Below are 25,154 nucleotides of genomic sequence, written 5' to 3'. Positions count from 1 at the left end.
CGGTCAGCCGGACAGGTCCTTCACCGCCTGCACCATGCGGTTGAGCACCGCGGCGGCGTCGCCGTAGACCATGTCGCAGTTGTCGCCGTAGAACAGCAGGTTCTCCACGCCGGCATAGCCCTTGCCCTGGCCGCGCTTGATCACGTAGACCTGGTGCGCCTGGTCGGCGTTGAGGATCGGCATGCCGTAGATCGGCGAGGTTTTGTCGCTGCGCGCGGCCGGGTTGACCACGTCGTTGGCGCCGATCACCAGCGCAACATCGGCGCTGGCGAAGCTGTCGTTGATGTCGTCCATGTCGAAGATCAGGTCGTAGGGCACACCGGCCTCGGCGAGCAGCACGTTCATGTGCCCGGGCATGCGCCCGGCGACCGGATGGATCGCGAACTTCACGTCCACCTCGGCGGCCTGCAGCAGCTTGACCAGTTCGTACAGCCGCGCCTGCGCCTGCGCCACCGCCAGGCCGTAACCGGGCACGATGATCACGCTGGAGGCATAGCGCATCGCCACCGCCGCATCGCTGGCTTCCACCGCGGTCATGCGGCCCTGCACGTCGCCCTGCGCCACCGCGGCGCCGTCGCCGAAATTGCTGAACAGCACATTGGCCAGCGAGCGGTTCATCGACTTGGCCATCAGCATGGTCAACAGCGTGCCGGCCGATCCGACCACCATGCCGGCGATCATCAGCGCCGGGTTCTGCAACGCGAAGCCTTCCAGGCCCACCGCCAGGCCGGTGAACGCGTTGTACAGCGAGATCACCACCGGCATGTCGGCGCCGCCGATCGGCAGCGTCATCAGGATGCCGAAACCCAGCGCGGCGACGAAGAACGCCAGGGCGGCCCAGCCGCCGCCGATTTGCGCCACGACCAGTGCGCCGAGCACCAGCGCGGCGAGGAACACGCCGGCGTTGAACACGCTCTGTCCCTTGAAGCGCCAGGCGCTGTTGATGCGGCCGTCGAGCTTGGCCCAGGCGATCACCGAACCGGACAGCGAGATCGATCCGATCAAGGCGCCGAGCACGGTCACCGCGAGATGCAGGCCGCCGTGCTGCGGTTGCCGCGCGGTCAGTGCGACCGCCGCCACCGCGGCCGCGGCGCCGCCGCCCATGCCGTTGTACAGCGCCACCATCTGCGGCATCGCGGTCACCGCCACCTTGCGCCCGCTGCGCCAGGCCCAGGCGCCGCCGAGCGCCAGCGCCAGCAGCGCCAGGGCGAGATTGGTCAGCGCATGCGGCTGCGCGCTCGGCTGCAGAGCGGCCAGGTAGCCGAATGCGGCGGCGACCGCGACCAGCATGCCGATGCCGGCCAATACGATGCCGCGCAGCGCGGTCACCGGCGAGGACATGTGCTTGAGGCCGAGAACGAACAACAGGGCGGCGGCGAACCCGCTGAGCTCCACCAGCAACTGCAGCATGGCGCTATTCCTTCGGGGTGTCGGTGGCGGAGGCGGACTTGGCGCTGGGCTTGAACATCGCCAGCATGCGATCGGTGACCACGTAGCCGCCGGCGGCGTTGCCGGCGCCGAGCAGCACGCCGACGAAGCCGATCGCCTGGCCGGCGACGCTGTCGGCGTTGAACAGCGCGTGCATCGCGCCGACCACGACGATGCCGTGGATGAAGTTGGAACCGGACATCAGCGGCGTGTGCAGGATCGACGGCACCTTGCCGATCACTTCGTAGCCGGTGAACGCCGCGAGCATGAACACGTACAACGCGATCATCCAGCTCATCGACAGATCGAGATTCATCGCTCAGGACTCCTTGGCGGCGGGTGCAGGCGCGATGGCCTGCGGCGTGGGATGGCAACGTTGGCCGTCGCGGGTCAGCAAGGTGCCGGCAACGACCTCGTCGTCGAAGTCCGGCGCCAGCGCGCCGTCGCGGACCAGCAACTCGAGCAGGTTCAGCAGGTTCTTCGCGTACAGCTCGCTGGCATGCTGGGCCAGCGCCGAGGGCACGTTGAACGGCGCGACGATAGTCACTGGACCCACCTCCACGGTCTGCCCGGGCACGCTGCCGGCGCAGTTGCCGCCGCTGTCGGCGGCCAGGTCCACGATCACCGCGCCGGGCTTCATGCCGTCGATCTGCGCGCGCTCGATCAGGATCGGCGCGGTGCGGCCGGGCACGTTGGCGGTGGTGACGATCATGTCGGCCTGCTGGATGTGCTGGGTCAGCACCGCGGCGGCCTTGGCGCGTTCCTCTGCGGTGAGTTCGCGCGCATAGCCGCCTTCGCCGCGCGCGTCGATGCCGGTGTCGACGAACCTGGCGCCGACCGATTGCGCCTGCTCGCGCGTTTCCGGGCGCACGTCGTAGCCTTCGGTGACCGCGCCGAGCCGGCGCGCGGTGGCCAGCGCCTGCAGTCCGGCCACGCCCAGGCCCATCACCAGCACACGTGCGGCGCGCAGCGAGCCAACCGCGGTGGTCATCATCGGCAGGATCCGCGGCAGGTGCACCGCGCCCAGCAGCGGCGCGTAGTAGCCGGCCAGCGCGGCCTGGCTCGACAGCACGTCCAGCGATTGCGCGCGGCTGATCCGCGGCACGGTTTCCATCGCGAACGCGGTGATGCGGCGTTCGCACAGCAACTCCAGCAACCCCGGCGCCTTGGCCGGATACAGCATCGCGACCAGCATGCTGCCCGGACGCATCGCCGCCAGGGTCTGCAGCGACGGCGCCTGCACCGCCAGCACCAGGTCGGCGCCGGCGACGACTTCCTGCGCATCGTCGAGCACGGTGCAGCCGGCATAGGCCGCATCGTCGAAGCGCGCGGCGATGCCGGCGCCCGCCTGCAAGCGCAGCTGCGCACCAAGTTTCGCCAGCTTCGGCAGCACCGCCGGCACCATCGCCACGCGACGCTCGCCAGCCTGCTGTTCTTTCACTACCGCTACGGTGAACGCCATGAGCCAGTGCCTGTCGGTCAGTACAGACACGGTGCGCGCGCGCGCCGCCGCCATCATTGATTGCGATCAATTGCGGTCGACGCATTGACCCGCGGTACAGGCGCGGGGGATCGGTAGCGACAATGAATGTCGGTGCCGCCGGCTTGGCGCCTCGCCGTGCCGACCGCGGCTACAACGCCGGCAAGACCGGCTTGGCGCTGCACGTGGGCAGCGCGCCGGACACCCGATCGCCCAGGCGCTGGCAACATTACGGGTGGATCGTTGCCGATCGGAGTTGTGCGCGCGGATACGCACGTTGCTGGCCTTCAGCGCAGCGAGCCAGATGAACCGTTGGATGCGGGCGCGGCGGCCATGCGTGCATGGCCGTTCGCGGCTGGAGCGTCACTCGTTCCAGCACCAGCAGCGCCACGCCGCCGGGACAGCGACAGCGTTATTGCAGCGCCCCAGGCGGCGTGTGCAGCGGCATGGGTTGCGCCGTACCTGCATGCGGATGCCCGGCATCGAGCGCCGCGACAGGATGGCGCGCGTCTTCTGCAAGCTGCTGCCAGCGCGCGTCCACGATCGTCGCCAGGCCGGCCGGATGCTGGTCGAAATGGTGGCCGCCGTGCAGCGCGACGATCTTCGCGCCGCTGTCGCGCAGCTGCGGGCACACCGTGTCCTTCTCCTGGTCGCCGTATACGCACAGCAGCTGCGACGGCGCGATGCGCGCGATTTCCGGCAGCACCGGCTTGGCGTCGGCGGCATCGCCCAGGTCGAACCAGTTGCGCACGCGGATCTGGAAATCGGCCTTGTGGTCCACGCCGAACAAGGCCAGCAGGCCGACCTGCGCGCGCTGCGCCGGCGGCAGGCGGTTGTACATGAACGGCATCGCGGTGGCGCCGAAGGAATAGCCCACCAGCAGGATGCGCTGCGGATGCCAGCGCTGCTGGTAGTGGTCGATGACCCGCGCCAGGTCGGCGCTGGCCTGCGCCGGCGGCTTGTCGCGCCAGAAGTAGCGCAGGCTGTCCCAGCCGACCACTGCGATGCCGCGCTGCTGCAAGGCCTCGGCCATGCCCTTGTCGATATCGCGCCAGCCGCCGTCGCCGGACAGCACGATCGCCAGCGGCGCGCCGGGCACGCGCACTGGCAGTTCGGTCAACGGCAGGTCGTCGAGCGCACCGCCGCTGCCCGGCGTGTGCAGGTGCGCGGCCACGCGCGCGGCCAGCGCCGTCTCCGGCGCAGCGCCCACCGGTGCCGCCGCGAGATCGACGAAGCCCTGCGCGCTGTTGGCTTGCGCGGTGCCGGCGCAGACCTCGGTCGGCGCCGGCGCGATGCCGATCGCCCCGCCCAGGGTCGCCGCGGGCGCGGCGCCGACGATGCGCTCGGCCAGGGTCGCACCGGTGCCGGTACCGGCCAGCATCGGCAGGAAGTAGCGGTCGCCGTGCAGGTCGCGCTGCAGGTGCCGGCTCAGCTGTTCGGCATCGTGCCAGGCATGCTCGCAGCCGCTGCCGCCACGCTGCAGGCGCATCAGGTAGCGATCGCCGTCGACCGTCGCGACCACCGCGCCGGTGGCGGCGATGCGCGCTGCCGCCGCCTGGCGCTGCGCGCGGTTGCCGCTGGCGAACAGGATCACCATGCCCTGCGGCGGGCCGGCCGGCTGGGTCAATGCGACCCGGCCGTAGCCGTGGCTATGCATCGCGCCTTTGGGAAAGTAGTAGCGGATCAGCGCATAGCCGCTCAGGCCCAGCACGACGCTCAGCAGCAACAGGAATCGCAGGAATTTCATCGACACACATCCATGTCGGCACAGCCGAGCGGACAGGAACCACGGGAGAAGACGCGAGGAGGACAGGCGCGGACGGACGCAGAAGAACGAAACGGGCCAGGCCCGGATCGACGATGCGCTGCGTTGGCTCCCCTCGATGGACGCGGGCCGGCTGGGCGGCGTCGACGCCGCGCATGGCTCACCCGGAACAGATCCTGCGCTCGCAGCGGACCGGAAAATCCGGCGCCGCGACGTGGCATCGACGCGAATTGTGCGCAGCGCCGACACATGCCGCAATCGTCTGTCACATCACCGCATACTTGCGGTTAAGCCAGCGCGCGCCGGCGGCGCGCAACGCTCAGTAGCCGTGCACCGGGCGGTGCGCCTTGACCGCCATCACCAGGCCCAGCCCGGCCAACAGCGACACCGCCGAGGTGCCGCCGTAACTCATCAGCGGCATCGGCACGCCGACCACCGGCAGCAGCCCGGAGATCATGCCGCCGTTGACCAGCACATAGACGAAAAACGCCAGGCCGGTGGCGCCGGCGAGCAGGCGCGAAAACGTGTCACGCGCCTGCGTGGCAATCCACAGGCAGCGCCCGATCACCACCAGGTACAGGGTCAGCACCGTGGCCACGCCGATCCAGCCGAATTCCTCGCTGAGCACCGAGAACGCGAAGTCGGTGGTCTGCTCGGGAATGAAGTTCAGGTGCGACTGCGAACCCAGGCCCCAGCCCTTGCCGTGCAGGCCGCCGGAACCGATCGCGATCTTGGACTGGATGATGTTCCAGCCGGCCCCCAGCGCATCGTTCTCCGGATTGAGGAACATCATGATCCGGTCCTTCTGGTACGGCCGCAGCAGCCAGAACCAGGCCACCGGCGCGGCCGCGGCGACGCCGCCGACCGCGATGCCCACCCACCACCACGGCAGCCCGGCCAGCAGCAGCACGAAGCCGCCGCTGGCGGCGATCAGCACGCCGGTGCCGAAGTCCGGCTGCAGCATGATCAGCGCGGTCGGCAGGCCGATGATCACCCCGCTGACCAGCACCGTGGGCACGCGCGGCGGCAGCGGCACGCGGTGCAGGTACCAGGCCACCATCATCGGCATGCTGATCTTCAGCAGCTCGGCCGGCTGCAGGTAGAACACCTTCAGGTCCAGCCATTGCCGGCCGTACTTGCCGGTGCCCAGCGCGAACACCGCCAGCAGCGGCAGCATCGACAGCGCGTAGATCAGTGGCGTCCATGCGCGCAGGCGCAGCGCCGAGACCCGCGACAGGCCCCACATCGCCGCCGCGCCGATCGCGAAGCGCACCGCCTGGGCCAGCATCAGATGGTTGCCGCCGGCCTGGCCGCCGGCGCTCTTGAGCACCGCCAGGCCGATCACCATCAACGCGCCCAGGGCCAGGCACATCGGCCAGTCCAGGGTGCGGGTGAAACGGCCGCCGAGATCGGCCAGCCAGCGCAGGAAATCCTTCATCGTTCGTCCGGGATCTCGTCGGGGATCGGCGGCGGCGCGGCGGGCAGCGGCACGGCGGCGGCTTCCACCTCGACCGGGCCGATCAGCACCGGGCGTTCGCCGGCGGCCAGCGCCACCGCGTCGGCGGCGCCGCGCGAGCCCGGATCCTCGGCGTAGTACAGCTGGCTGCCGAACGCGGTGGCGCCGCGCAGGCTGTCCAGCGGCTCGACGCCGGGCGGCAAGCGGCCGAGCAGCCAGGCATCGAAGATCTTGCGCGCGATCGGCGCGGCGGTGCTGGCGCCGTAGCCGCCGCCTTCCACCGCGATCGCCAGGGCGATGGTCGGCTGCTCGGCCGGGGCGAAGCCCTCGAACAGCGAGCGATGGCGCAGGTGCATCGGCAGGCTGCGCGGATCCACCGCGGCCAGGCCCTTGCGGCTGACCACCTGCGCGGTGCCGGTCTTGCCGGCCATCTGGTACGGCGCGCTGACCGCGATCGCATGGCCGCTGCCGCCCGGACGCATGGTGTCCATCATGCCCTCGCGCACCGCCTGCAGGTTGCCGGGGTTGTCGCTGATCGGCTTGCCCGGGCCGAGCGCCACCGGCGTCCACGGCTGGTCGAACGCGCCGCGCTGGGCCATCACCAGGTGCGGGGTGCGTAGCTGGCCATCGGCGATGCCGGCCACCGCGCGCACCAGCTGCAGCGGGGTCACCTTCCAGTCGCCCTGGCCGATCGCGATGTTGACCGTGTCGCCGGGATACCACGCTTCCTTGCGGCTCTTGGCCTTGTACGCCGGCGACGGCACGATGCCGCCGATCTCGCCCATCAGGTCGATGCCGGTGGGCACGCCGAAGCCGTAGCGGCCCATGTACTGGTCGACCTTGGTGATGCCCATGTCGACGGCGAGTTTGTAGTAGTAGGTATTGACCGACTGCGCGATCGACTTGCGCAGGTCGGTCCAGCCGTGCCCGCCGCGGTGCGAGTCGCCCCAGCCGCGGCTGACCCCGGGCAGGTAGAACATGCCGGTGGACAGGATCTTGTCCTCCGGCCGGCGCGTGCCGCTGTCGAGCCCGGCCAGGCCCATGAACGGCTTGATGGTCGAACCGGGCGCCACCCCGCCGAGCACCAGGCGGTTGAACTGCGGCCGCGACGGATCGCCGTTGAGCGCCTGGAAATCGGCATGCGAGATGCCGTTGACGAACAGATTGGGGTCGTAGGACGGCAGGCTGACCATCGCCAGGATCTCGCCGGTGCGCGGATCGATCGCGATGGCCGCGCCCTGGTAGTCGCCGAACGCGGCGACCATCGCGCGCTGCAGGTCGGCGTCGATGGACAGGCGCAGGTCGGCGCCGGACTGCGCCGGCACCCGGCCGACGGTGCGGATCGCGCGGCCCTGCACGTTGGTCTCGACCTGCTCGTAGCCGACCTTGCCGCGCAGTTCCTCTTCGTAATAGCGCTCCAGCCCGGACTTGCCGATGTGGGTCAGCGCGGCATTGCCTTCGCCGAGCATCTCCAGGTCCTTCTCGTCGATGCGGCCGACGTAGCCGATGATGTGCGCGAACAGCTCGCCGTAGGGATAGTGGCGGGTCAGGTAGGGCTCCAGCTCCACGCCGGGGAAGCGCCAGCGGTCAACCGCGAAACGCGCGCGTTCTTCCTCGCTGACCCGCAGCTTCAGGGTCACCGGACGGAAGCTGCGGCTGGCCTTGCGCGCGGCCTGGAAGCGTTCGATGTCCTCCGGCGACAGCGCGATGACCTTGCCGAGCTCGGCCAGCAACGCGTCCATGTCGTCGACCTTGTCCGGGGTCACGTCGAGCCGGAACGCGGGCACGTTCTCGGCCAGCAGGCGGCCGTTGCGGTCGTAGATCATGCCGCGCCCCGGCACCACCGGCCGCGGCTTGATCCGGTTGGCGTCCGAGCGCGTGGCGTAGATGTCGTGGTCCAGCACCTGCAGCTTGAAGTACCAGGCGCCCAGGCCGACCAGCGCCACCAGCACGCCGAAGAAGCCCAGCGCCGCGCGGCGCCGGAACTGCTCGGCCTCGGCGTGCGGGTTCTTCTGCGTGCGGCGGGTGTGCAGGGCCACGCTACTTGCTCCGCCGGCCCAGCCGCAGCGCGTCCAGCAGCACGAACAGCGGCGGCCACAGCGCCATGCCCAGCAGCGGCGCCCACCAGTAGTTCCACGGCAGCGTCGGCTCGCCCACCGCCAGGTGCACGGCCGCGGCGACGATGCGGTCGTTGACCAGCAAGCCGCCGATCGCCAGCGCCTGCTGCGACATCGGGAAGAAGCGGATGCGCGCGCGGAAGCGCTGCAGGATGAAACTCAGGATCACCAGCCGCAGCGCCTGTTCGCCGAGCACCCCGCCGTACAGCAGATCGGCGACCACGCCGATGGCGAAGGCGAAGCCCAGCCCGACCTTGTCCGGCGTCTCGATCACCCAGTACGCCACCACCAGCGCCAGCCAGTACGGCCGCAGCGGCTGCAGCAACAGCGGCAACGGCAACAGCCCCAGCAGCAGCGCCAGGATCACGCTGACCGGGAGCACCCAGCCTTTGCTGCGCAGGCGGCTCATTGCTGCGTCTCCTGTGGAGACGCCGGGATTGGGGATTCGGGATTCGGGATTCGAGGGGATAACGGCTGTTTGCGGGCAGCGGGCGCGGCGGCGGCCGCGGGAGCCGTCGCGGTACGTGCCGGCGGCGGGGTGGCGGCCGATCGCGAAGGCGTGGCCTGCTGGGAGTCCGGAAGTGGGGAGGAGGCCGGCTGAGTTGGCGCGGTGGAAGCCGCGGATGGCACACGACCATTGCCGCCACCGCTGGCGCCGCTTTTATCCAATCCCGAATCCCCACTCCCCAATCCCGTTGCGGAGGCCGAAGGCCGCAGCAACAGCACATCCCGCCCCCGGTCCAGCTTCGCCGCCGGCTTCAGGTTGCCGACCAGGAAGGCGTGGGTGTCGTCCGGGCGCAGGGTCGCCACCGTGCCGACCGGGAAGCCGGCCGGGAAGCGCCCGCCGAGGCCGGAGGTGACGATCTCGTCGCCGACCTCGACCCCGGCGCTGAGCGGCACGTCGCGCAGTTCCAGGGTGTCGCCGCGGCCGTAGACGATCAGGCGCACGCCGTTGCGCGCCACCGTCACCGGCACCGCGTGGTCGGGGTCGGTGAGCAGCAGCACGGTGGAGTGCAGCGGGGTCACCTCGATCACCTGGCCCATCAGCCCGCCGGCATCGATCACCGCCTGGCCGACATGCACGCCGTCGCGGCTGCCGGCGTCGAGCACCAGGCGCTGCCGGGTCGGGTCCAGGTCGATGTCCAGGATCGGCGCCAGCTGCACATCCAGGCCGCGGCGCTCGGCCACGCCGAGCAGCTCGCGCAGCTGCGCGTTGTCCAGCGCCGCGGTCTGCAGCCGGGTCAGCCGCGCCTTGGCGATCAACAGTTCGTTGCGCAGCGCGCGGTTTTCCTTGACCAGCTGCGCATGGCTGGCGGCGTTCTCCTGCACCTGCGAACCGAGCCGGCCCGGCAACCCGGCCAGCGCCCACAGCGGCTGCACCAACAGGTTGGTCTGGCTGCGCAACTGGGCCAGCCAGCCGGCCTGCGCGTCGAGCACGATCAGCACCACCGCCAGGGCCAGGTACGCCAACAGGCGCGGCGTGCTGGCGGCTTCGCCCGGGCGGGCAGTGACGGGAGGACCGGCGTAGGGAGGCACGGGCTAGAGCCGGGAAGAGGGAATTGGGAATGGGGAATCGGAAAACAACAGCGCGCTCCCGGCTCGATCAGGCCGGGGCGCAGGCACGGTGGCGGATGCGGAGCCGGCAGTGTCGGTGCGGATGGGCCGTTCGATTCCCCATTCCCCATTCCCGATTCCCGGCCTCACCATCACTCCGGCGCGAAGAACTCGTTGCCGTGCATGTCCACCAGCTCCAGCGCACGGCCGCCGCCGCGGGCCACGCAGGTCAGCGGATCGTCGGCGACCTGCACGTGCAGGCCGGTCTCCTCGGAGATCAGCCGGTCCAGGTCGCGCAGCAGCGCGCCGCCGCCGGTCAGCACGATGCCGCGCTCGGCGACGTCGGCGCACAGTTCCGGCGGGGTCTGCTCCAGGGCCAGCTTGACCGCCGAGACGATGCCCGACAGCGGCTCGTGTAGCGCTTCGAGCACCTCGTTGGAGTTGATCTTGATCATCTTCGGCACGCCCTCGGCGAGGTTGCGGCCGGAGATTTCCATCTCCTGCACCTCTTCCTGCGGATAGGCGCAGCCGATCTGCAGCTTGATGCGCTCGGCGGTGGCCTCGCCGATCAGCATGCCGTGGTTGCGGCGCACGTAGTTGGTGATCGACTCGTCGAAGCGGTCGCCGCCGATGCGCACCGACTGCGAGTAGACGATGCCGTTCAGCGAGATCACCGCCACCTCGGTGGTGCCGCCACCGATGTCGATGACCATCGAGCCGCGCGCCTCGGTGACCGGCATGCCGGCGCCGATCGCCGCGGCCATCGGTTCCTCGATCAGGTACACGTCGCGGGCGCCGGCCTCCTCGGCCGATTCCTTGATCGCGCGGCGCTCGACCTGGGTGGAGCCGGCCGGCACGCACACCAGCACGCGCGGGCTCGGACGCAGGAAGCGCGACTTGTGCACTTTCTTGATGAAGTGCTTCAGCATCGCCTCGGTGTAGGTGAAGTCGGCGATGACGCCATCCTTCATCGGGCGGATGGTGGTGATGTGGCCCGGGGTACGGCCAAGCATCTGCTTGGCCTCGGCGCCGACCGCGGCCACCGAGCGGGTGCCGCCGATCGCCCGGTCCTGGCGCACCGCGACCACCGACGGTTCGTTCAGCACGATGCCCTGGCCACGCACGTAGATGAGGGTGTTGGCCGTGCCCAGATCGATGGACAGGTCGTTGGAGAACATGCCGCGGAGTTTCTTGAACATCGGGGAATTGAGTCCTGGGGAGTCGCGTGCCGTCGCCGAATGGCGAAAAAATGGGCAGAAAACGAAGTCTGCTAGCGTAACAACCCACCTGGGTGCGGGCAAGGAAAATTCTCGCTAAAACCGCGCCTTGCGTGCGCTTGGCGGCGCCGCCGAGGATCGTGCGTCTGGCCCTGCCCGGCCGCAGCCGTTACCCTTTGCGCCGCGGCGACCCCGCACGCTGCCCGCCTGAATGCGGGCTCATCCCTCCGCCAAGGCCTGCCCGATGTCCGCACTGATCTGTGGTTCCCTCGCTTTCGACACCATCATGGTGTTCCCGGACCAGTTCAAGAACCACATCCTGCCGGACAAGGTGCACATCCTGAACGTGTCGTTCCTGGTGCCACGGATGCGCCGCGAGTTCGGCGGCTGCGCCGGCAACATCGCCTACAACCTGCACCTGCTGGGCGGCCACCCGATCCCGATGGGCACGGTGGGCCAGGATTTCGGCCCGTACCGCGAGCATTTCGAGACGCTGGGCATCGACCTGTCGCGGGTCAAGGTGATCGACGAGCTGTTCACCCCGCAGGCGTTCATCACCACCGACCACGACAACAACCAGATCACCGCGTTCCACCCCGGCGCGATGATGCGCAGCTACGAGAACCACGTGCGCGACGTGCCGGGCGTGACCCTGGGCCTGGTCGGCCCGGACGGGCGCGAGGGCATGATCCAGAACGCCGAGGAGTTCGCCGCCGGGGGCATCCCCTTCATCTTCGATCCCGGCCAGGCGATGCCGCTGTTCAACGGCCCGGAGCTGCGCACCTTCATCGAACAGGCCGACTACGTGGTGGTCAACGACTACGAGTCCAACCTGCTGCAGGAGCGCACCGGCTGGAACGAGCAGGACATCGTCTCGCGGGTGCAGGCCTACATCACCACCCAGGGCCCGAAGGGCGCGCTGGTCTACACCCCCGACAAGACCTACGACATCCCGCCGGCGCACGAGCGCCGCGTAGTCGACCCGACCGGCTGCGGCGACGCCTTCCGCGCCGGCCTGATCTTCGGTATCGAGCGCGGCTGCGACTGGCTGACGATCGGCCGCATGGGCAATCTGATGGGGGCGCTGAAGGTGGAACACCCGGGCACCCAGAACCAGCGATTCGACTTCGACGAGTTCAACGACCAGTTCAAGCAGCAGTTCGGGTATGCGTTGTAGCCGGGATTGGGGATTGGAGATTCGTAAAAGCTGGGTACTGGCGCCTTGAGGCCACAAGGAACCGCGCGATTGCGCGGTTTTTTCGTTTGGGCCGAGGCGGAAAGGAGCCGTCCCAGCCAAGCCGCTCTTGCCAATCCCCATTCCCGACTCCCCAATCCCGGCTTTTGCTGCACTGCGGTTTGAGCCTTGGCCCGGTTTGTGCGTCACTGCCGCTCTAGTCCCGGGTGGGGACCGAGGATGCGCCACGTGTCGGAAGTGACTGTCGCCAACCTCCTGCAGGCCACGGCTGGGCCGTCGTCCGCTGCCGAGGCGGAATCCGCGTTGCTGGCGCGGATGCGCCGTTTCCGCCAGATCGAACCGCTGCCGCCGGCGCTGGCGCGCTCGTGGCAGCGCTGCCTGGACGAATATGGACTGAGTCCGGATGCCTCCCCTTCGCCGATGGTCCACGACGGCAGCGGGCTGCGCGAGCGCCAGCAGCGGCTCGAGGAAGTGCTGCGCATCGCCAAGGTGGAGATGGAGAACCTCTACGAGCAGATCGCCGGCGGCGGCTACGCGGTGGTGTTCGCCGATGCCGAGGCGACCTTGCTACACAGCGTGCAGGACCCCGCGCTGCTGCGCGAGTTCCGCGAGACCGGGCTGTTCTGCGGCGCCAGCTGGGCCGAACGCTACCAGGGCACCAACGGCATCGGCACCTGCGCGGTGGAGCGCAGCGCGCTCGGCGTGCACCGCGGCGAACATTACCTGGCCCGGCACCTTCCGCTGTCGTGCAGCGGCGCGCCGATCCTCGACCCGCACGGGCAATTGCTGGCGGTGCTGGATGCGTCCACGCCGGACGCGCGCGACACCAAGCTGGTGCAGCGCCACACCAGCGCGCTGGTGCGCATGTCGGCGGCGCAGATCGCGCGTTCGTACTTCCTGGACCAGTACCGGCATGCGTGGATCCTGCGCTTCCACAGCCGCCCGGAGTTCGCCGGCCTGCTGCACGAGGCGCTCATGGCGATCGGCGCCGACGGCTGCGTGCTGGCGGTCAACCAGGCGGCGCTGGAACAGCTCGGCAAGGGCGATCGCAGCCTTTTGGTCGGGCGCGACATCTCGCAGGTGATGCAGCTGGACTTCGATACCGTGGAGCAGCGCGCGCGCAACGACGCCAGCACGCTCTGGTCGATCCGCTGCGCCTGCCACGGGCGCCGCTTCTTCGCCCTGGCGCAGCCGCCGCGCCGCGACGTGGTTGCCAGCGGCGCGCAGGCCGCCGACGCCGACAATGGCGAAGCCGCCTACTCACGCGAACACGTCGGCTCCGATCCGCGCATGCGCCACAACCTGGACAACGCGCTGAAGCTGGCCGCGCACCGCGTGTCGATCCTGCTGTGCGGCGCCACCGGCACCGGCAAGGAGGAGTTCGCCAAGGCGGTGCACCGCGGCTCGCCGTGGGCGGCGCGGTCGTTCGTGGCGGTGAACTGCGCGGCGATTCCCGAGGCGCTGATCGAGAGCGAACTGTTCGGCTACGCGCGCGGCGCGTTCACCGATGCCGCGCGCGAAGGCCGCCACGGCAAGCTGCTGCAGGCCAGCGGCGGCACCTTGTTCCTGGACGAGATCGGCGACATGCCGCTGCCGCTGCAGACGCGGCTGCTGCGCGTGCTGGAAGAACAGAGCGTGACCCCACTGGGCAGCGATCGGGCGATGCCGCTGGAGCTGCACGTGATCAGCGCCAGCCACCGCGACCTGATGCAGATGGTGGCCGCCGGCGAGTTCCGCGAGGATCTGTACTACCGCCTCAACGGGGTGGTGCTGCACCTGCCGCCACTGCGCGAGCGCAGCGACAAGGCCGAGCTGATCCGCACCCTGCTGCGCGAGGAGAGCGGCGAGCGCCACGTGCGCATCAGCGAAGACGCGCTGCACAAGCTGCTCAGCTACGCCTGGCCGGGCAACCTGCGGCAACTGCGCAACGTGCTGCGCACCGCCGCGGTACTGTGCGCCGACGGCATGATCCGCATCTCCAACCTGCCGCAGGAAATCGTCGATGCCGACAGCGGCCCGTGCCTGGTCAACGGCGATGCGGTCGCCGCCGATGACATGCCCGGCCGCGTGGCGCTGGACAGCGCCGAGCGCAGCGTGCTGCAGCAACAGCTCGAACGCCACCGCTGGAACGTCAGCCGCACCGCCGACGCGCTCGGCATCAGCCGCAACACCCTGTACCGCAAGCTGCGCAAGCATGGGTTGGCGACGGCTTGAGTGTGGGCGCGACGCTGTTGCGGGCATGCCCTCTCCATTACGCCATCGCTCTCTGTAGGAGCGGCTTCAGCCGCGACACAAAGCCGATCTGTATCCGGCTTCTGTGTCGCGGCTGAAGCCGCTCCTGCAACGATCATCGCCTGATACAGCGATACATCCATGCCGCTGTTGCACGAAGGCCTTCGATCTTGACTGCTAACGAAGCCTGCAAATTCCCAGCTTCGGAGTCGCGACTGAAGTCGCTCCCACAACAACCAGCGGCCTGCGCCGACCGTGCTCATCGACATCATCCGCAGGAAGAATTTGCGTCCCGATTGCTGTCGAAGCTAGGCGCCTTCCGGCTTCGGTGTCGCCGCTGAGCCTCCTACAAATAGCCAATGCCCGATGCAGCGATGCAGCGATGCAGTAGTTCAGCGATGCATGCACGCTACTGTTGTGGGAGGGACTTCAGTCCCGACTCTGTCCGAAGCCGGATATCCTCCGGCGTCGATGTCGCGGCTGAAGCCACTCCTACAAGAACACGGCGCGCATCTGTAGGAGCGGCTTCAGCCGCGACAGAAAAAAGAACACGCCATCGCCACGCGCAGCGTGCGCCGTGCAACTCCGGAATGGAGTTATTGGAGATGCCCTGAAGTCGCTCCCACAACAAATGGCGGCCTGAACCGGCGGTGCTCATCGATATCTACCGCAAGAAGAACTTGCGTCCCGCGTGCTGTCGAAGCTGCGCGCCTTTCGGCTTCCGTGTCGCGGCTGAAGCCGCTCCTACAAATAGCCAATGCCCGATGCAGTGATGCAGCGGTGCATGCACGCCGCTGTTGTGGGAGGGACTTCAGTCCCGACTCTGTCCGAAGCCGGACATCCTCCGGCGTCGATGTCGCGGCTGAAGCCGCTCCTACAAGAAGCGTGCACTTCGCGTCGGCGGGTCTGCGCTGCCGTGCTCCGCACGCATCACCGGCGACCTAGAACCGCCAGCGCAAACCGACCTGGTATTGCCGCGGCGCGCCTGGGGCGACGAAGCGCGACGGGCCGTCCTCGACCGCGGCGTCCTGCGGGCGCGCCAGCGCGCCATCCGGGAACAGGTCTTCGGCGACCGCCGCATAGGTCTCGTAGCGGCGGTCGAACAGGTTGTTGACGCGCAGATACAACGACAGACCGTCGGCGATCTGCCAGGTGCCGTGCACGTCGATCAACGCATAGCCGCCGGTGGACAGGTCGTGGCGCGCCGCGTCTTCGCCGTCCTCGGGATCCTCGACCAGGCCGTCCTCGTTGCCGCTGGCCACGCGCCGCGAGATCGCGCGCAGGTCCGCGCCCACCGCCAGCTGCGCCAGTGCCTGCCACTCCATGCCCAGCTTCAGCGTGTTGCGCGGCAGGCCGGCGATGCGCATGCCCGGATGCAGGTCGATGGTGCGCTCGCCGGACAGCAGTTCGCCGTCGCTGCGGTAGGTGGCGTCCAGGTAGCTGTAGGCGGCGAACCAGCGCAGCGCGCCGCTGCTGGCGCGCCAGCTCAGGTCCGCACCCTGGTAACGGGTGCGATCGACGTTGTCGAAGTAGCCCAACTGGGTATTCGGCGCGCGCAGGAACAGGATGTCGTCGCGATTGTCCGCCCGGTACAGCGAGGCGTTGAAGGCCTGCTCCGGCGACGGGTTCCAGCGCACGCCGACTTCGTAGGTGCGCGAGACGATCTGCTCCAGGCGCGGATCGGCCTGCAGCCCGGTCGGCAACCGGCACGGCTGTTCCGGATCGGCGCAGCCCAGTTCGATCGCGGTCGGCGCGCGGCTGTTCTGCGAGACCGAGGCGAAGGCGGTGAAGCCGCCGCCCAGGCGCTGGGTGATGCCCAGCGACGGATTGGCCTTGGCGAACACGAAGCGCTCGCGCGGCAGCGCGCCGTCCTCGGCGGTGGACAGCACGTTGCTGACCTCGACCCGGTTCCAGCGCAGCGCACCGGTCACGTGGGTGGCGTCGCTCACCTCCCAGGTGTCGGCGGCGAACACGCCCAGCGTGCTGCTGCGGCCGCTGACCCCGGAAAAGAATTCGCGCTCCTCGTCGGGATCGGCGACGACGGAGCGGTCGTCCTCCACGAAGCCTTCCTGTGCGTACTGCCGGTAGCGCACCCGGTTGCGGTCGTAGGTGGCGCCGAGGCTCAGCGCATGCGCGCCGGCCTGGCGGCTGAAATTCAGCGCCACGCCCTCGGCGTGCTGGCGCATCTGCGTGGTGTTGAGCACGCCGCTGTGCAGCGCATCGGCCTGCGCGCGCGAAACCGCGCAGTCGTCGTCCAACGGCGTGCCGTCGGCAGCGTAGCCGTCGGCGCAGTCCTCGACGAACTCCTCGTAGTCCTCGTTGATGTCGCCGTTGACCGTGTCGCGGCGACCTTCGCGATAGTAGGCGAGCAGATGCAGCGAGGTGTCCGCGTCGAAGCGGTGGTCCAGTTGCGCGGTCAGCAGGGTGTTGCGGTTGCGGGTCAAGTCCGGCGAGGTGTAGACCGCGTCGCGGTCGGCCTGGTACAGGCCGGGTTCGACGCCATCGTCGGTGTAGCGGCTGGCAGGCAGCAGGCCGTTGCCGATCAGGCGGCTGCGCCCGTGCAGCAGCGACACGTCCCAATCGGTGTTGTCGCCCTCCCGCCCGAGCTTGCCGAACACGGTGCCGAGACGGCCTTCGGAGGCGTCGCGCCAGCCGTCCTCGTCGAAGCCGGTGACGGCGACGAAGGCATGCACGCCATCGCCGCCGGCGTAGCCATAGGACGCGTCCAGGCGCTTGCGCGCGCCGCTGCCGAACGACAGATCCGCACGCAGGCCCGGCGCGGTCAGGCCGGATTGGGTGGTGAACGCCAGCGCGCCGCCGAGCGTGTTCGGCCCGAACAAGGGATTGGAGCCGGGCATCAACGCGACACTGCGGATCGCCGCCTCCGGCATCATGTCCCAGCTGACGATGTCGGCGAACGGCTCGTTCATGCGCACCCCGTCCAGGTACACCGATACGCCTTGCGAGGCGCCGGGCAAGGCCGAGGCGCGGAAGCCGCGGAAGGTGAGATCGGTCTGGAACGGGCTGCCCTGCACCTCATTGGTGTCCACGCCGTTCATCTGCCGCAGCAGGAAGTCGGCGAGGTTGCCGGCCTGGCTGCGCGCGATGTCGTCGGCGTTGGCGGTCTGCACCGTGTACGGCAAGTGGTCGGCATCGATCAGGGTGCCGGGAATCGGCGTGGCGGTGACCTCGACCCGGTCCAGCGCGGTGATTTGCGCGTCGTCGGCATTGACCGTGGTCTGTGCGCCGGCCGGTGCGGCAACCAACGCGACGGCGATGGCAACGGCCAGCGCATGCGCGCTCGCCAGCGAAGTACCACGTCCCTTGCTGCAAACCATGTTTTCTCCTTCGTATCAATACAGCACGACCGATTTGATGCCCCTGCCCGCGCGGATCGCAGCGAAGGCGCGGTTGATGTCCTGCAACGGCAGCGTCTCGCTGATGAGTTCGTCGATATGGATCTCGCCGGCCAGGTAGCGCTCGGCGTAGGCCGGCAGTTCGCTGCGGCCCTTGACCCCGCCGAACGCGCTGCCGCGCCAGGCGCGGCCGGTGACCAGTTGCAGCGGCCGCGTGCTGATCTCCTGCGCGCTCGGCGCCACGCCCAGGATGATGCTTTCGCCCCAGCCCTTGTGGCAGCACTCCAGTGCCGCGCGCATCGCGCGCACGTCGCCGACGCACTCGAAGCTGTGATCGGCGCCGCCGTCGGTGAGATCGACGATCACCTGCTGCACCGGCGCGCCGAAGTCCTTCGGATCCAGGCAATCGGTGGCGCCCAGCGCGCGCGCCAGTTCGAACTTGTCGCGGTTGATGTCGACCACGATGATGCGCCCGGCGCGCGCCATCACCGCACCCTGCACCACCGACAGGCCGATGCCGCCGAGTCCGAACACCGCCACGCTGTCGCCCGGCCGCACCCGCGCGGTGTTGAGCACCGCGCCGATGCCGGTGGTGATCGTGCAGCCGAGCAGGCAGACCTTGTCCAGCGGCGCGGCGGGATGGATCTTGGCCACCGCGATCTCCGGCAGCACGGTGTACTCGGCGAAGGTGCTGGTGCCCATGTAGTGCAGGATCGGCCGCCCGCGCAGCGAGAAGCGGCTGCTGCCGTCGGGCATCAGCCCGCGGTCCTGGCTGGCGCGGATCGCCTGGCACAGATTGGTGCGCCCGGAGCGGCAGAACTTGCACACGCCGCATTCGGGCATGTACAGCGGAATCACATGATCGCCGGGGCGCACGCTGGTGACGCCGACCCCCACATCCTCGACCACGCCGGCGCCTTCCTGGCCCAAGATCACCGGGAACGCGGCATCGGGATCGGCACCGGACAGGGTACTGGCGTCGCTGTGGCACACGCCGCTGGCGACCAGGCGCACCAGCACTTCGCCGGCCTTCGGCGGTTGCAGGTCCACCTCCTCGATGGCCAGCGGCTCATTCGCCGCCCAGGCGACCGCGGCTCGCGTCTTCATTCCCCTCTCCCCCGCATCGTCTCGCTATGCCGCATGCGCTCCTCGCCTCACTGCGCGATGACCACACCCCAGGGCATGTCGCCCACTGCGATCTGCTTGATCTCCTTCATGCTGGAGGTGTCGATGACGCTGACGCTGTTGGAGCGGCCGTTGGCCACGTACAGTTTCTTGCCGTCGGCGCTGAGCGCCGGATTCCACGGGCGCTGCCCGACCGGGATCTCGGCCAGGCTGGCGCGCGCGGCCGGGTCGATCACGCTGACCGTGCCGGCGCCGCCGTTGGAGGCATAGACGCGGCTGCCGTCTCTCGAAATGGCGATGCCGGCGGTGCGCTGCCCGGCGGGAATGCTGGCCACGCGCCGGCGCGCGACCAGGTCGATCACATCGACCACGCTGGCCGCCTCCTGCGCCACGTACACGGTGTTGCCGTCGGGCGCGAACGCCATGCCGCGCGGATGGCCGCTGGTGGCGATGACGCCGGTGGATTTGCCCGCCTTCAGGTCGATCACGTCCAGATCGTTGGAGCCTTCGTTGCTGGTCAGCAGCAGCGCGCCGTCGGGGCTGTACACGCAGTGCTCCGGCGCCTGGCCCTGGGTGGCGATGCGCGCGCCGATCGCGAAGCTGGCCGGATCGATCAGCATCACCTGGTTCTGCCCTTCCACGCACACCGCGAACTGGCGGCCGTCCGGCGACGCGGCGATGCCTTCGGCGTTCTCGCCGATGTCCACGCTGCGCAGCACCCGGTCCTGCGCCGTATCCAGTTCCAGCAGGCGGTGCCCTTGCGCATCGATCACGTACAGATGGCCGGACGGTCCAGGCAGCAGTTGCTGCAGGCGCTTGCCGAGCTGGCCCTGCGCCGACAGCGTGCGCACTACCGCGTCGCTGCCGGTGTCGATCACCGAGATGGTGCCGGCGCGCTGATTCGGCACGTACGCCAGCGCCGCCGCCGGCGCGGCGGATGGCGTGGCGTCGGCACCCGCATCCGCGCTACCGGCAGGCACCGCCGCGCGCTGGCAGGCCGCACCGGCCAGCAACAGCGCCAGCGCAGCGGTGCCCAGCGTGCGTCGCGCGCCTGGGGTCATGGAGCCCCGCCCGCGGTCTTGTTGATCGAGTGGATGAAGGCCAGCAGCTTCTCGGTGTCGCCCTCCTTGAGCACTGGCGCGAACGGTGGCATCTGCCCGACCACCTTCTCGTGGCCGACGCGGACCTTGCCGTGCGTCGCCATGCCGGCGGTTCCTTCGTTGATCAGCGCGCGCAGGGTGTCGTCGTCGTGGCCATAGACCCAGATGTCGTTGGTCAGCGGCGGGCACATGCCGCCGCCGCCGGTGCCGCCGTGGCAGGCGCTGCAGCCGGCGGACAGGAAGATCTTCTTGCCTTCGGCGGCCAGCTCCGGCGTGTCCTTCACCGGCGGGCCTTTCGGAATCGGGGTGACCGCGGCCGGCGGCGGGGTCGCGGCGGCGGCGCCCGGCGCTGGCGCGGCGCCGGATGCAGCGGGCGGGGTCGCAGGTGCGGCGGGCGCGGCTGCAGCCGGTGCGGCGGGTGCTGGCGCGGCGGCCGGTTCGGAAGGCGGCGCATCCTTGCCGCAGGCGGCCAGGGCCAGGGTCAACGCGAACAGGGACAGCTGCAGCAGCTTCGGAACGACGGAGCGGCGGACGACGGCATTGCGCATGGGGAAAGAACCTTTGCGGGACGGACTGTGGGGACGTGCACGCCGCGGCTGCGGCACGAGCAGGAAGGCGTGGCGGTCATTGCGTGCGTCGGTGTTCGGCCTCCGTCAGCAGTTGCGCCAGCGATGCATCGCCGCGCTGTTGCGCCAGCGCGGCCGGCGTCTTGCCGTCGGCGTCGCGGGTGGCGGCGTTGGCGCCGGCGGCGAGCAGGCGGCGGCTGGCGTCCTCACGCCCGGCCGCGGCGGCCAGCATCAGCGGGGTGACGCCGGCGCGGTTGGGCCGGTCGGCCTCGGCACCACGCGCCAGCAATGCATCCAGCATCTGCGGATCGTTGCGCGCCACCGCGAACATCACCGGAGTGAAGCCGGCCGGATTGGCGCGGCGCACGTTGGCGCCGGCGCCGAGCAGCGCCTGCACCAGGTCGACATCGGCATAGGAAATGGCCAGGTCCAGCGCGGTCCAGCCGTCCTTGGACACCGCATCGACCTTGGCCCGCCGCGCCAGCAGCAGCTTGGCGCTCTGCGCGTCGTTGCCCCAGGCCGCCTTCATCAACGGCGTCCAGCCGCTGCCATCGCGGCTTTCCACGTTGGCGCCGGCGGCCAGCAACTCGCCGACCAGGGTCGGCGCCTGGTTGCGGATCGCCTGGTGCAGCGGCGGCTCGCCCAGCAGGTTGGGCCGGTCGGCGCTGGCGCCGTGGCGCAGCAGCCAGGCCACGCGCACGCCGTCGCCGGCGTCCAGCGCATGCGCCAGTTCCTGATTGGGGTCGGCGCCGCCGGCGATACGCAGCTGCAGTTGCGCCAGCATTTCCGAGGAAGCCTGCGGGCTGGGCGTGGTGACATCGTCGGCCGGCGTGTCGTAACTACCGTGCGAGCGCAGATCGCCGTTGACGATGCAGTCGGCGCAGGCCACCAGCGGCACGTGGTACTCGCGCAGGATCGCGCCGATCTTGCCGGCGCTGCGCTGCATCGCCGCGTTCAGCGCATCGCGCAGGTCGGCGTTCTTGCGCGACACCGCCCACGCCATCGAATACTCCAGCACTTCGTCGTCGATGACGTTCATCGGCACCACGCCCAGGCCGCCGCGCGCGGCGTAGTAGCCGGCGACCGGCCCCCAGGATTCGGCGGCGTCGAGCTGCCCGCCGGCGACGCGCTCGGCCAGCTTGCCCGGGTGGTCCTGCGGCGAGGTCGCCGAGTCGTAGAACAGGTATTGCACGTCGCCTGACACGCCATGGTCGAACAGCGCCTGCCGTGCCGGCGAACTCTGGAACACGCCGATCTTGAGCTTCTTCAGCGCCGGATCGTCGAGCGACGCCGGCCGCAACGCCAGGCCCTTGCGGGTCACCAGCACATAGGTGGAGCGGTACAGCGGCTGCGTGGGCAGGCCCATCTCGAAGTCGCTGTTCATGTCCATCAGCACGTCGCAACGCCCGGCGTTGATCGTGCTGCGCGCCAACCCACGTTGATAGTAGGTACGCCACTCGTATTCCAGGCGCCGGCCCATCGCCTCGGCGAGGACCTGCGCGATCTTGTTCTGGAAGCCTTCTCCGGCGCGATTGGACAACGGCATGTTGCCCGGATCGGCGCAGACCCGCAGCACCGCCGCATCGGCGGCGAGCGCGGGGGCGGGCGCGGTGCCCGCCGTGGGTTTGGCGGCCGCGCTGGAGGCGGCCTGAGGAACGCGAGCCGTCGCGGACGACGGCTCGCGCGTGCAACCTGCGGCGACGAGTCCGAGGCTGCAAAGCAACACCACGGCGCGCGCGCCCCGATACAAGCGCCGCAGCGCGACCGCCTCCCCCGGGCGGTCGCTCGCGACATGGACGCGTCGCCGCCGGCTCATCGCGCGGTCTTGGCCGCGGCGGCCGGTGCGCCACCCGCCGCAGCGGTGGGGGTTGCGCTGGCGGTGACGGTCTTGCCTGCGCCGTCGATGCGGAAGGTATGCACCATGCCGCCCAACGGGATCTTGTCGAAGCCGTTGCTGAAGGCCAGACCCGCCGCACCCAGCGCGCCGTACGGATCGCCCGGATCCAGGCCGCCGGCGACCGGCAGACCGATCCAGCCGCCGATGCCGGAGAACACCGCCACGTACTGATGGCCGTTGGCCTTGTAGGCGATCGGGTTGCCGATGATGCCGGACGGCAACTTGGTCTCCCACAGCTTCTTGCCGGTGTCCTTGTCCACCGCGCGGAACCAGCCGTCGAGCGTGCCGTAGAACACCAGCCCGCCGTCGGTGACCAGGGTGCCGCTCCACACCGGGAACTTCTCCTTGATCTCCCACTTGGACTTGCCTTCGACCACGTCGAACGCCTTGACGATGCCCAGCGCGCCGGGTTCGTTCGGCTTCATCATCACGTTGGCGAACACGTACGGCAGGCCCATCATGGTGTTGCCGCGTTCCTGCGGTTCCAGTTCCATGTGCCAGTTGTTGGTGCCGCAGAAGAACACCGCCGAATTAGCCGGATCCACCGAGCACGGCTGCTGGTCCTTGCCGCCCATCGCCGACGGGAACGCCTCGACCTTCTTGCCGCGCTCCAGCGGCGAATGCGCGGCGACCTTGATCGGGCGGCCGGTCTTCATGTCGATGCTCTCGGCCCAGTTGGCCGGCACGAACTTGTGCGCGCGCAGCAGGGTGCCGTCGCGGCGGTCGAGCACGTAGGCGAAGCCGTTGCGGTCGAACTGCACCACCGATGGCACCTGCTTGCCGTCGATGGTCAGGTCGACCAGGATCGGCTCGTTGATGCCGTCGTAGTCCCACTGGTCGAACGGCGTCTTCTGGTAGCCCCACACCGCTTCGCCGGTATCGATCTTGCGCGCGAACAGGGTCATCGACCACTTGTTGTCGTATTCGCCGGTATCGCATTCCTTCTGCGTGGTCTTGCCGCAGCGGTACGACGGGCTCCACAGGCCGGGATTGCCGGTGCCGTAGTAGACCAGCTTCAGTTTCGGGTCGTAGCTGTACCAGCCCCACGCCGCGCCGCCACCGCGCTTCCAGCCTTCCTCGGGGAAGGTCTTCACGCCCAGGTCGCCGAGCTGGCCATGCTGCGGATTGGCCTTGTTGAAATCCGGACCCAGGCAGATGTCCTTGTCGCTGCCGGTGGCCTCGCACGACCAGGCCTGCTTGCCGTCGGCCAGCGCGTACGCCGCGACGCGGCCACGCACGCCGAACTCGTTGCCGCTGATGCCGGCCACGACCTTGCCGTCGGCGATGATCGGCGCCATGGTGATGGTCTCGCCCTTTTCCGGATAGGCGAGCTTCTGCTTCCACACTTCCTTGCCGGTCTTGGCATCGAGCGCGATCACGTCGCCGCTGAGGCTGCCGAACACCAGCTTGCCGTCGGCGTAGGACGCGCCGCGATTGACCGTGTCGCAGCACGCCACCGCCACCGAGCGCTCGTCCTGCTGCGGCGTGTATTTCCACAGCACCTTGCCGTCGTCCTCCGCCGCCAGATCGATCGCGAACACGTTGTTCGGATACGCGCTGACCATGTACATGATGCTGCCGATCACCAGCGGCTGGCCTTCGTGGCCGCGGGTGGCGTCGGTCTTCATTTCCCACGACATCTTCAGGTTCTTGACGTTGTCGCGATTGATCTCGGCCAGCGGGCTGTGCCGGTTCAGGCCGAAGTCGCGACCGATGCCGCCCCAGTTGTCGGGGTTGCCGGCGGTGGTGGCGAACTCGCTGTCGGTATCGGCCGCCGCGGCCGGCGCGGCAGCGGCCGGCTGCTGCGCGGCGGCAGGCGCGGCCGGCGCAGCGGTTTCTTCATGTTTCTTGCAACCCGCCAGCACCAGCGCGGTGGCCAGCGCGAGCAGCGTCCAGGCACGGGTACGACATGGATGACTGTGCATCGTTCTACTCCCCTCGTTGAAGAGCCGTGGCGCTCACCGTCGAACGGCCTGCGCGGCGGGATGTGGAAACATCGCCGGCAAGAGAGCAATCGACGTGCCAGCGCACTGCTGCAGTGCGCCATCCTTGAGCCACAAGCATCGGCCGCGGCAAGGGCACAGACCCGCCTCCGCAACGCTCCCGCGCTGTATCGAAAACGGAACACTTTGCTCCACCCGCCTGTATCGCGATTGACGCAGCTGGACCGCGGCGCCACGCGCAGCAGCGGCCGGCATGCCTGACAGGGGCCAGGACAGACCCAGCCCGTCCGTCGCTGTGCTGCCAGCCCGAGTCCGGGGATTCCCAGACTCCCTGGAGCGACTCAAGCCCCGACCCTCAAGTCCCCAAGCTACTGCATCGAACAGCCGTTGCTGGAGGCGCGGCACCGCGGATCGCCACACCAGCGGCAAACCGCAGCATCCGGAGCGTCAGCCTCCAGCCAGCGCCCCACAGCGCTTGCTGTGCTTTGCTGTGCTTTGCTCTGCTTTGCTATTGCTTTGCTGTGGCTCCGCCCTTGCTCTGCTGTGGCTGTGGCTGTGGCTGTGGCTTTGGCTGTGGCTGTGGCTGTGGCTGTGGCTTTGGCTGTGGCTGTGGCTGTGGCTGTGGCTTTGGCTGTGGCTGTGGCTGTGGCTGTGGACTTTCCGGGTCCCTTACGCAGCGGCGAATAGGGCGGGAAAAACCCCGAAGGGGCGGCGCACATGGAT

17 protein-coding genes are annotated in these 25,154 nt (G+C 69.3%); 2 read left to right on the top strand and 15 right to left on the bottom strand.

The genetic code is table 11. The features are described 5' to 3' along the window. Positions 1-3 precede the first annotated feature (3 nt). From AB3X08_RS03795 to AB3X08_RS03755, 9 genes are all read right to left on the bottom strand, one after another. Positions 4-1,410: an NAD(P)(+) transhydrogenase (Re/Si-specific) subunit beta gene (locus AB3X08_RS03795; protein ID WP_369936332.1), complete on the bottom strand. Its 1,407-nt coding sequence runs from the start codon at positions 1,408-1,410 to the stop codon at positions 4-6. A 4-nt stretch (positions 1,411-1,414) separates the two neighbouring features. After that, positions 1,415-1,744: an NAD(P) transhydrogenase subunit alpha gene (locus AB3X08_RS03790; protein WP_369936330.1), complete on the bottom strand. Its 330-nt coding sequence runs from the start codon at positions 1,742-1,744 to the stop codon at positions 1,415-1,417. Between the two features lie 3 nt (positions 1,745-1,747). Beyond that, entirely contained in the window at positions 1,748-2,890 is a 1,143-nt protein-coding gene (locus tag AB3X08_RS03785; protein ID WP_369936329.1) for an NAD(P) transhydrogenase subunit alpha, read from the bottom strand. Between the two features lie 430 nt (positions 2,891-3,320). After that, positions 3,321-4,655: a virulence factor family protein gene (locus AB3X08_RS03780; RefSeq protein WP_369936328.1), complete on the bottom strand. Its 1,335-nt coding sequence runs from the start codon at positions 4,653-4,655 to the stop codon at positions 3,321-3,323. Between the two features lie 337 nt (positions 4,656-4,992). Further along, positions 4,993-6,111, bottom strand: a complete 1,119-nt coding sequence (gene rodA, locus AB3X08_RS03775; RefSeq protein WP_369936327.1) for a rod shape-determining protein RodA — start codon at positions 6,109-6,111, stop codon at positions 4,993-4,995. Further along, entirely contained in the window at positions 6,108-8,162 is a 2,055-nt protein-coding gene (gene mrdA, locus AB3X08_RS03770; RefSeq protein WP_369938407.1) for a penicillin-binding protein 2, read from the bottom strand. Before mrdA ends, rodA begins: the two co-directional genes overlap by 4 nt. 7 nt (positions 8,163-8,169) lie before the next feature. Then, entirely contained in the window at positions 8,170-8,655 is a 486-nt protein-coding gene (mreD, locus tag AB3X08_RS03765; protein ID WP_184412166.1) for a rod shape-determining protein MreD, read from the bottom strand. Beyond that, positions 8,652-9,782 carry a rod shape-determining protein MreC gene (gene mreC, locus AB3X08_RS03760; protein WP_369936325.1) on the bottom strand — a complete coding sequence of 377 codons (1,131 nt, stop codon included), beginning with the start codon at positions 9,780-9,782 and terminating at the stop codon, positions 8,652-8,654. Before mreC ends, mreD begins: the two co-directional genes overlap by 4 nt. A gap of 170 nt (positions 9,783-9,952) precedes the next feature. Continuing rightward, complete coding sequence (locus AB3X08_RS03755; protein ID WP_003465837.1) at positions 9,953-10,999, bottom strand: rod shape-determining protein; 1,047 nt, start codon at positions 10,997-10,999, stop codon at positions 9,953-9,955. Between the two features lie 262 nt (positions 11,000-11,261). On the opposite strand from AB3X08_RS03755, the gene AB3X08_RS03750 reads away from it, so the two are divergent. Further along, positions 11,262-12,194 (top strand): carbohydrate kinase family protein, encoded by a 933-nt coding sequence (locus AB3X08_RS03750; RefSeq protein ID WP_184412168.1) that lies wholly within the window; start codon positions 11,262-11,264, stop codon positions 12,192-12,194. A 246-nt stretch (positions 12,195-12,440) separates the two neighbouring features. Next, complete coding sequence (locus AB3X08_RS03745) at positions 12,441-14,426, top strand: sigma-54-dependent Fis family transcriptional regulator (protein WP_369936323.1); 1,986 nt, start codon at positions 12,441-12,443, stop codon at positions 14,424-14,426. 959 nt (positions 14,427-15,385) lie between these two features. On the opposite strand, the gene AB3X08_RS03740 is transcribed toward AB3X08_RS03745, so the two are convergent. The 6 genes from AB3X08_RS03740 to AB3X08_RS03715 form a co-directional block, all read right to left on the bottom strand. Beyond that, on the bottom strand, positions 15,386-17,782 hold the full coding sequence (locus tag AB3X08_RS03740) for a TonB-dependent receptor (protein WP_369936321.1): 2,397 nt from the start codon (positions 17,780-17,782) through the stop codon (positions 15,386-15,388). Between the two features lie 15 nt (positions 17,783-17,797). After that, positions 17,798-18,907, bottom strand: a complete 1,110-nt coding sequence (locus tag AB3X08_RS03735) for an S-(hydroxymethyl)glutathione dehydrogenase/class III alcohol dehydrogenase (protein ID WP_369936320.1) — start codon at positions 18,905-18,907, stop codon at positions 17,798-17,800. A gap of 47 nt (positions 18,908-18,954) precedes the next feature. Further along, on the bottom strand, positions 18,955-19,986 hold the full coding sequence (locus AB3X08_RS03730) for a beta-propeller fold lactonase family protein (protein ID WP_369936319.1): 1,032 nt from the start codon (positions 19,984-19,986) through the stop codon (positions 18,955-18,957). Then, complete coding sequence (locus AB3X08_RS03725) at positions 19,983-20,573, bottom strand: c-type cytochrome (RefSeq protein ID WP_369936318.1); 591 nt, start codon at positions 20,571-20,573, stop codon at positions 19,983-19,985. The genes AB3X08_RS03730 and AB3X08_RS03725 overlap by 4 nt, the downstream gene beginning before the upstream one ends. A 76-nt stretch (positions 20,574-20,649) precedes the next feature. Beyond that, positions 20,650-22,407: a quinoprotein dehydrogenase-associated putative ABC transporter substrate-binding protein gene (locus tag AB3X08_RS03720; protein ID WP_369936317.1), complete on the bottom strand. Its 1,758-nt coding sequence runs from the start codon at positions 22,405-22,407 to the stop codon at positions 20,650-20,652. Beyond that, positions 22,404-24,413 (bottom strand): methanol/ethanol family PQQ-dependent dehydrogenase, encoded by a 2,010-nt coding sequence (locus AB3X08_RS03715; RefSeq protein ID WP_369936316.1) that lies wholly within the window; start codon positions 24,411-24,413, stop codon positions 22,404-22,406. Before AB3X08_RS03715 ends, AB3X08_RS03720 begins: the two co-directional genes overlap by 4 nt. Between the last annotated feature and the right edge of the window lie 741 nt (positions 24,414-25,154).

Origin of the sequence: Xanthomonas sp. DAR 34887, assembly GCF_041245805.1 — a bacterium.
Lineage (GTDB): Bacteria > Pseudomonadota > Gammaproteobacteria > Xanthomonadales > Xanthomonadaceae > Xanthomonas_A > Xanthomonas_A tesorieronis.
The sequence above is the reverse complement of the archived record's forward strand: the minus strand, read 5'-3'. Positions and strand labels throughout refer to the sequence as shown.

What these genes read in the sequence shown, in the direction of transcription:
- AB3X08_RS03725 (WP_369936318.1), bottom strand. Translation starts at nt 20,573, where the DNA reads ATGCGCAATGCCGTCGTCCGCCGCTCCGTCGTTCCGAAGCTGCTGCAG.
- AB3X08_RS03795 (WP_369936332.1), bottom strand. Translation starts at nt 1,410, where the DNA reads ATGCTGCAGTTGCTGGTGGAGCTCAGCGGGTTCGCCGCCGCCCTGTTG.
- mreD (WP_184412166.1), bottom strand. Translation starts at nt 8,655, where the DNA reads ATGAGCCGCCTGCGCAGCAAAGGCTGGGTGCTCCCGGTCAGCGTGATC.
- rodA (WP_369936327.1), bottom strand. Translation starts at nt 6,111, where the DNA reads ATGAAGGATTTCCTGCGCTGGCTGGCCGATCTCGGCGGCCGTTTCACC.
- AB3X08_RS03790 (WP_369936330.1), bottom strand. Translation starts at nt 1,744, where the DNA reads ATGAATCTCGATCTGTCGATGAGCTGGATGATCGCGTTGTACGTGTTC.
- AB3X08_RS03755 (WP_003465837.1), bottom strand. Translation starts at nt 10,999, where the DNA reads ATGTTCAAGAAACTCCGCGGCATGTTCTCCAACGACCTGTCCATCGAT.
- AB3X08_RS03780 (WP_369936328.1), bottom strand. Translation starts at nt 4,655, where the DNA reads ATGAAATTCCTGCGATTCCTGTTGCTGCTGAGCGTCGTGCTGGGCCTG.
- AB3X08_RS03715 (WP_369936316.1), bottom strand. Translation starts at nt 24,413, where the DNA reads ATGCACAGTCATCCATGTCGTACCCGTGCCTGGACGCTGCTCGCGCTG.
- AB3X08_RS03720 (WP_369936317.1), bottom strand. Translation starts at nt 22,407, where the DNA reads ATGAGCCGGCGGCGACGCGTCCATGTCGCGAGCGACCGCCCGGGGGAG.
- AB3X08_RS03740 (WP_369936321.1), bottom strand. Translation starts at nt 17,782, where the DNA reads ATGGTTTGCAGCAAGGGACGTGGTACTTCGCTGGCGAGCGCGCATGCG.
- AB3X08_RS03750 (WP_184412168.1), top strand. Translation starts at nt 11,262, where the DNA reads ATGTCCGCACTGATCTGTGGTTCCCTCGCTTTCGACACCATCATGGTG.
- AB3X08_RS03735 (WP_369936320.1), bottom strand. Translation starts at nt 18,907, where the DNA reads ATGAAGACGCGAGCCGCGGTCGCCTGGGCGGCGAATGAGCCGCTGGCC.
- AB3X08_RS03785 (WP_369936329.1), bottom strand. Translation starts at nt 2,890, where the DNA reads ATGGCGTTCACCGTAGCGGTAGTGAAAGAACAGCAGGCTGGCGAGCGT.
- AB3X08_RS03730 (WP_369936319.1), bottom strand. Translation starts at nt 19,986, where the DNA reads ATGACCCCAGGCGCGCGACGCACGCTGGGCACCGCTGCGCTGGCGCTG.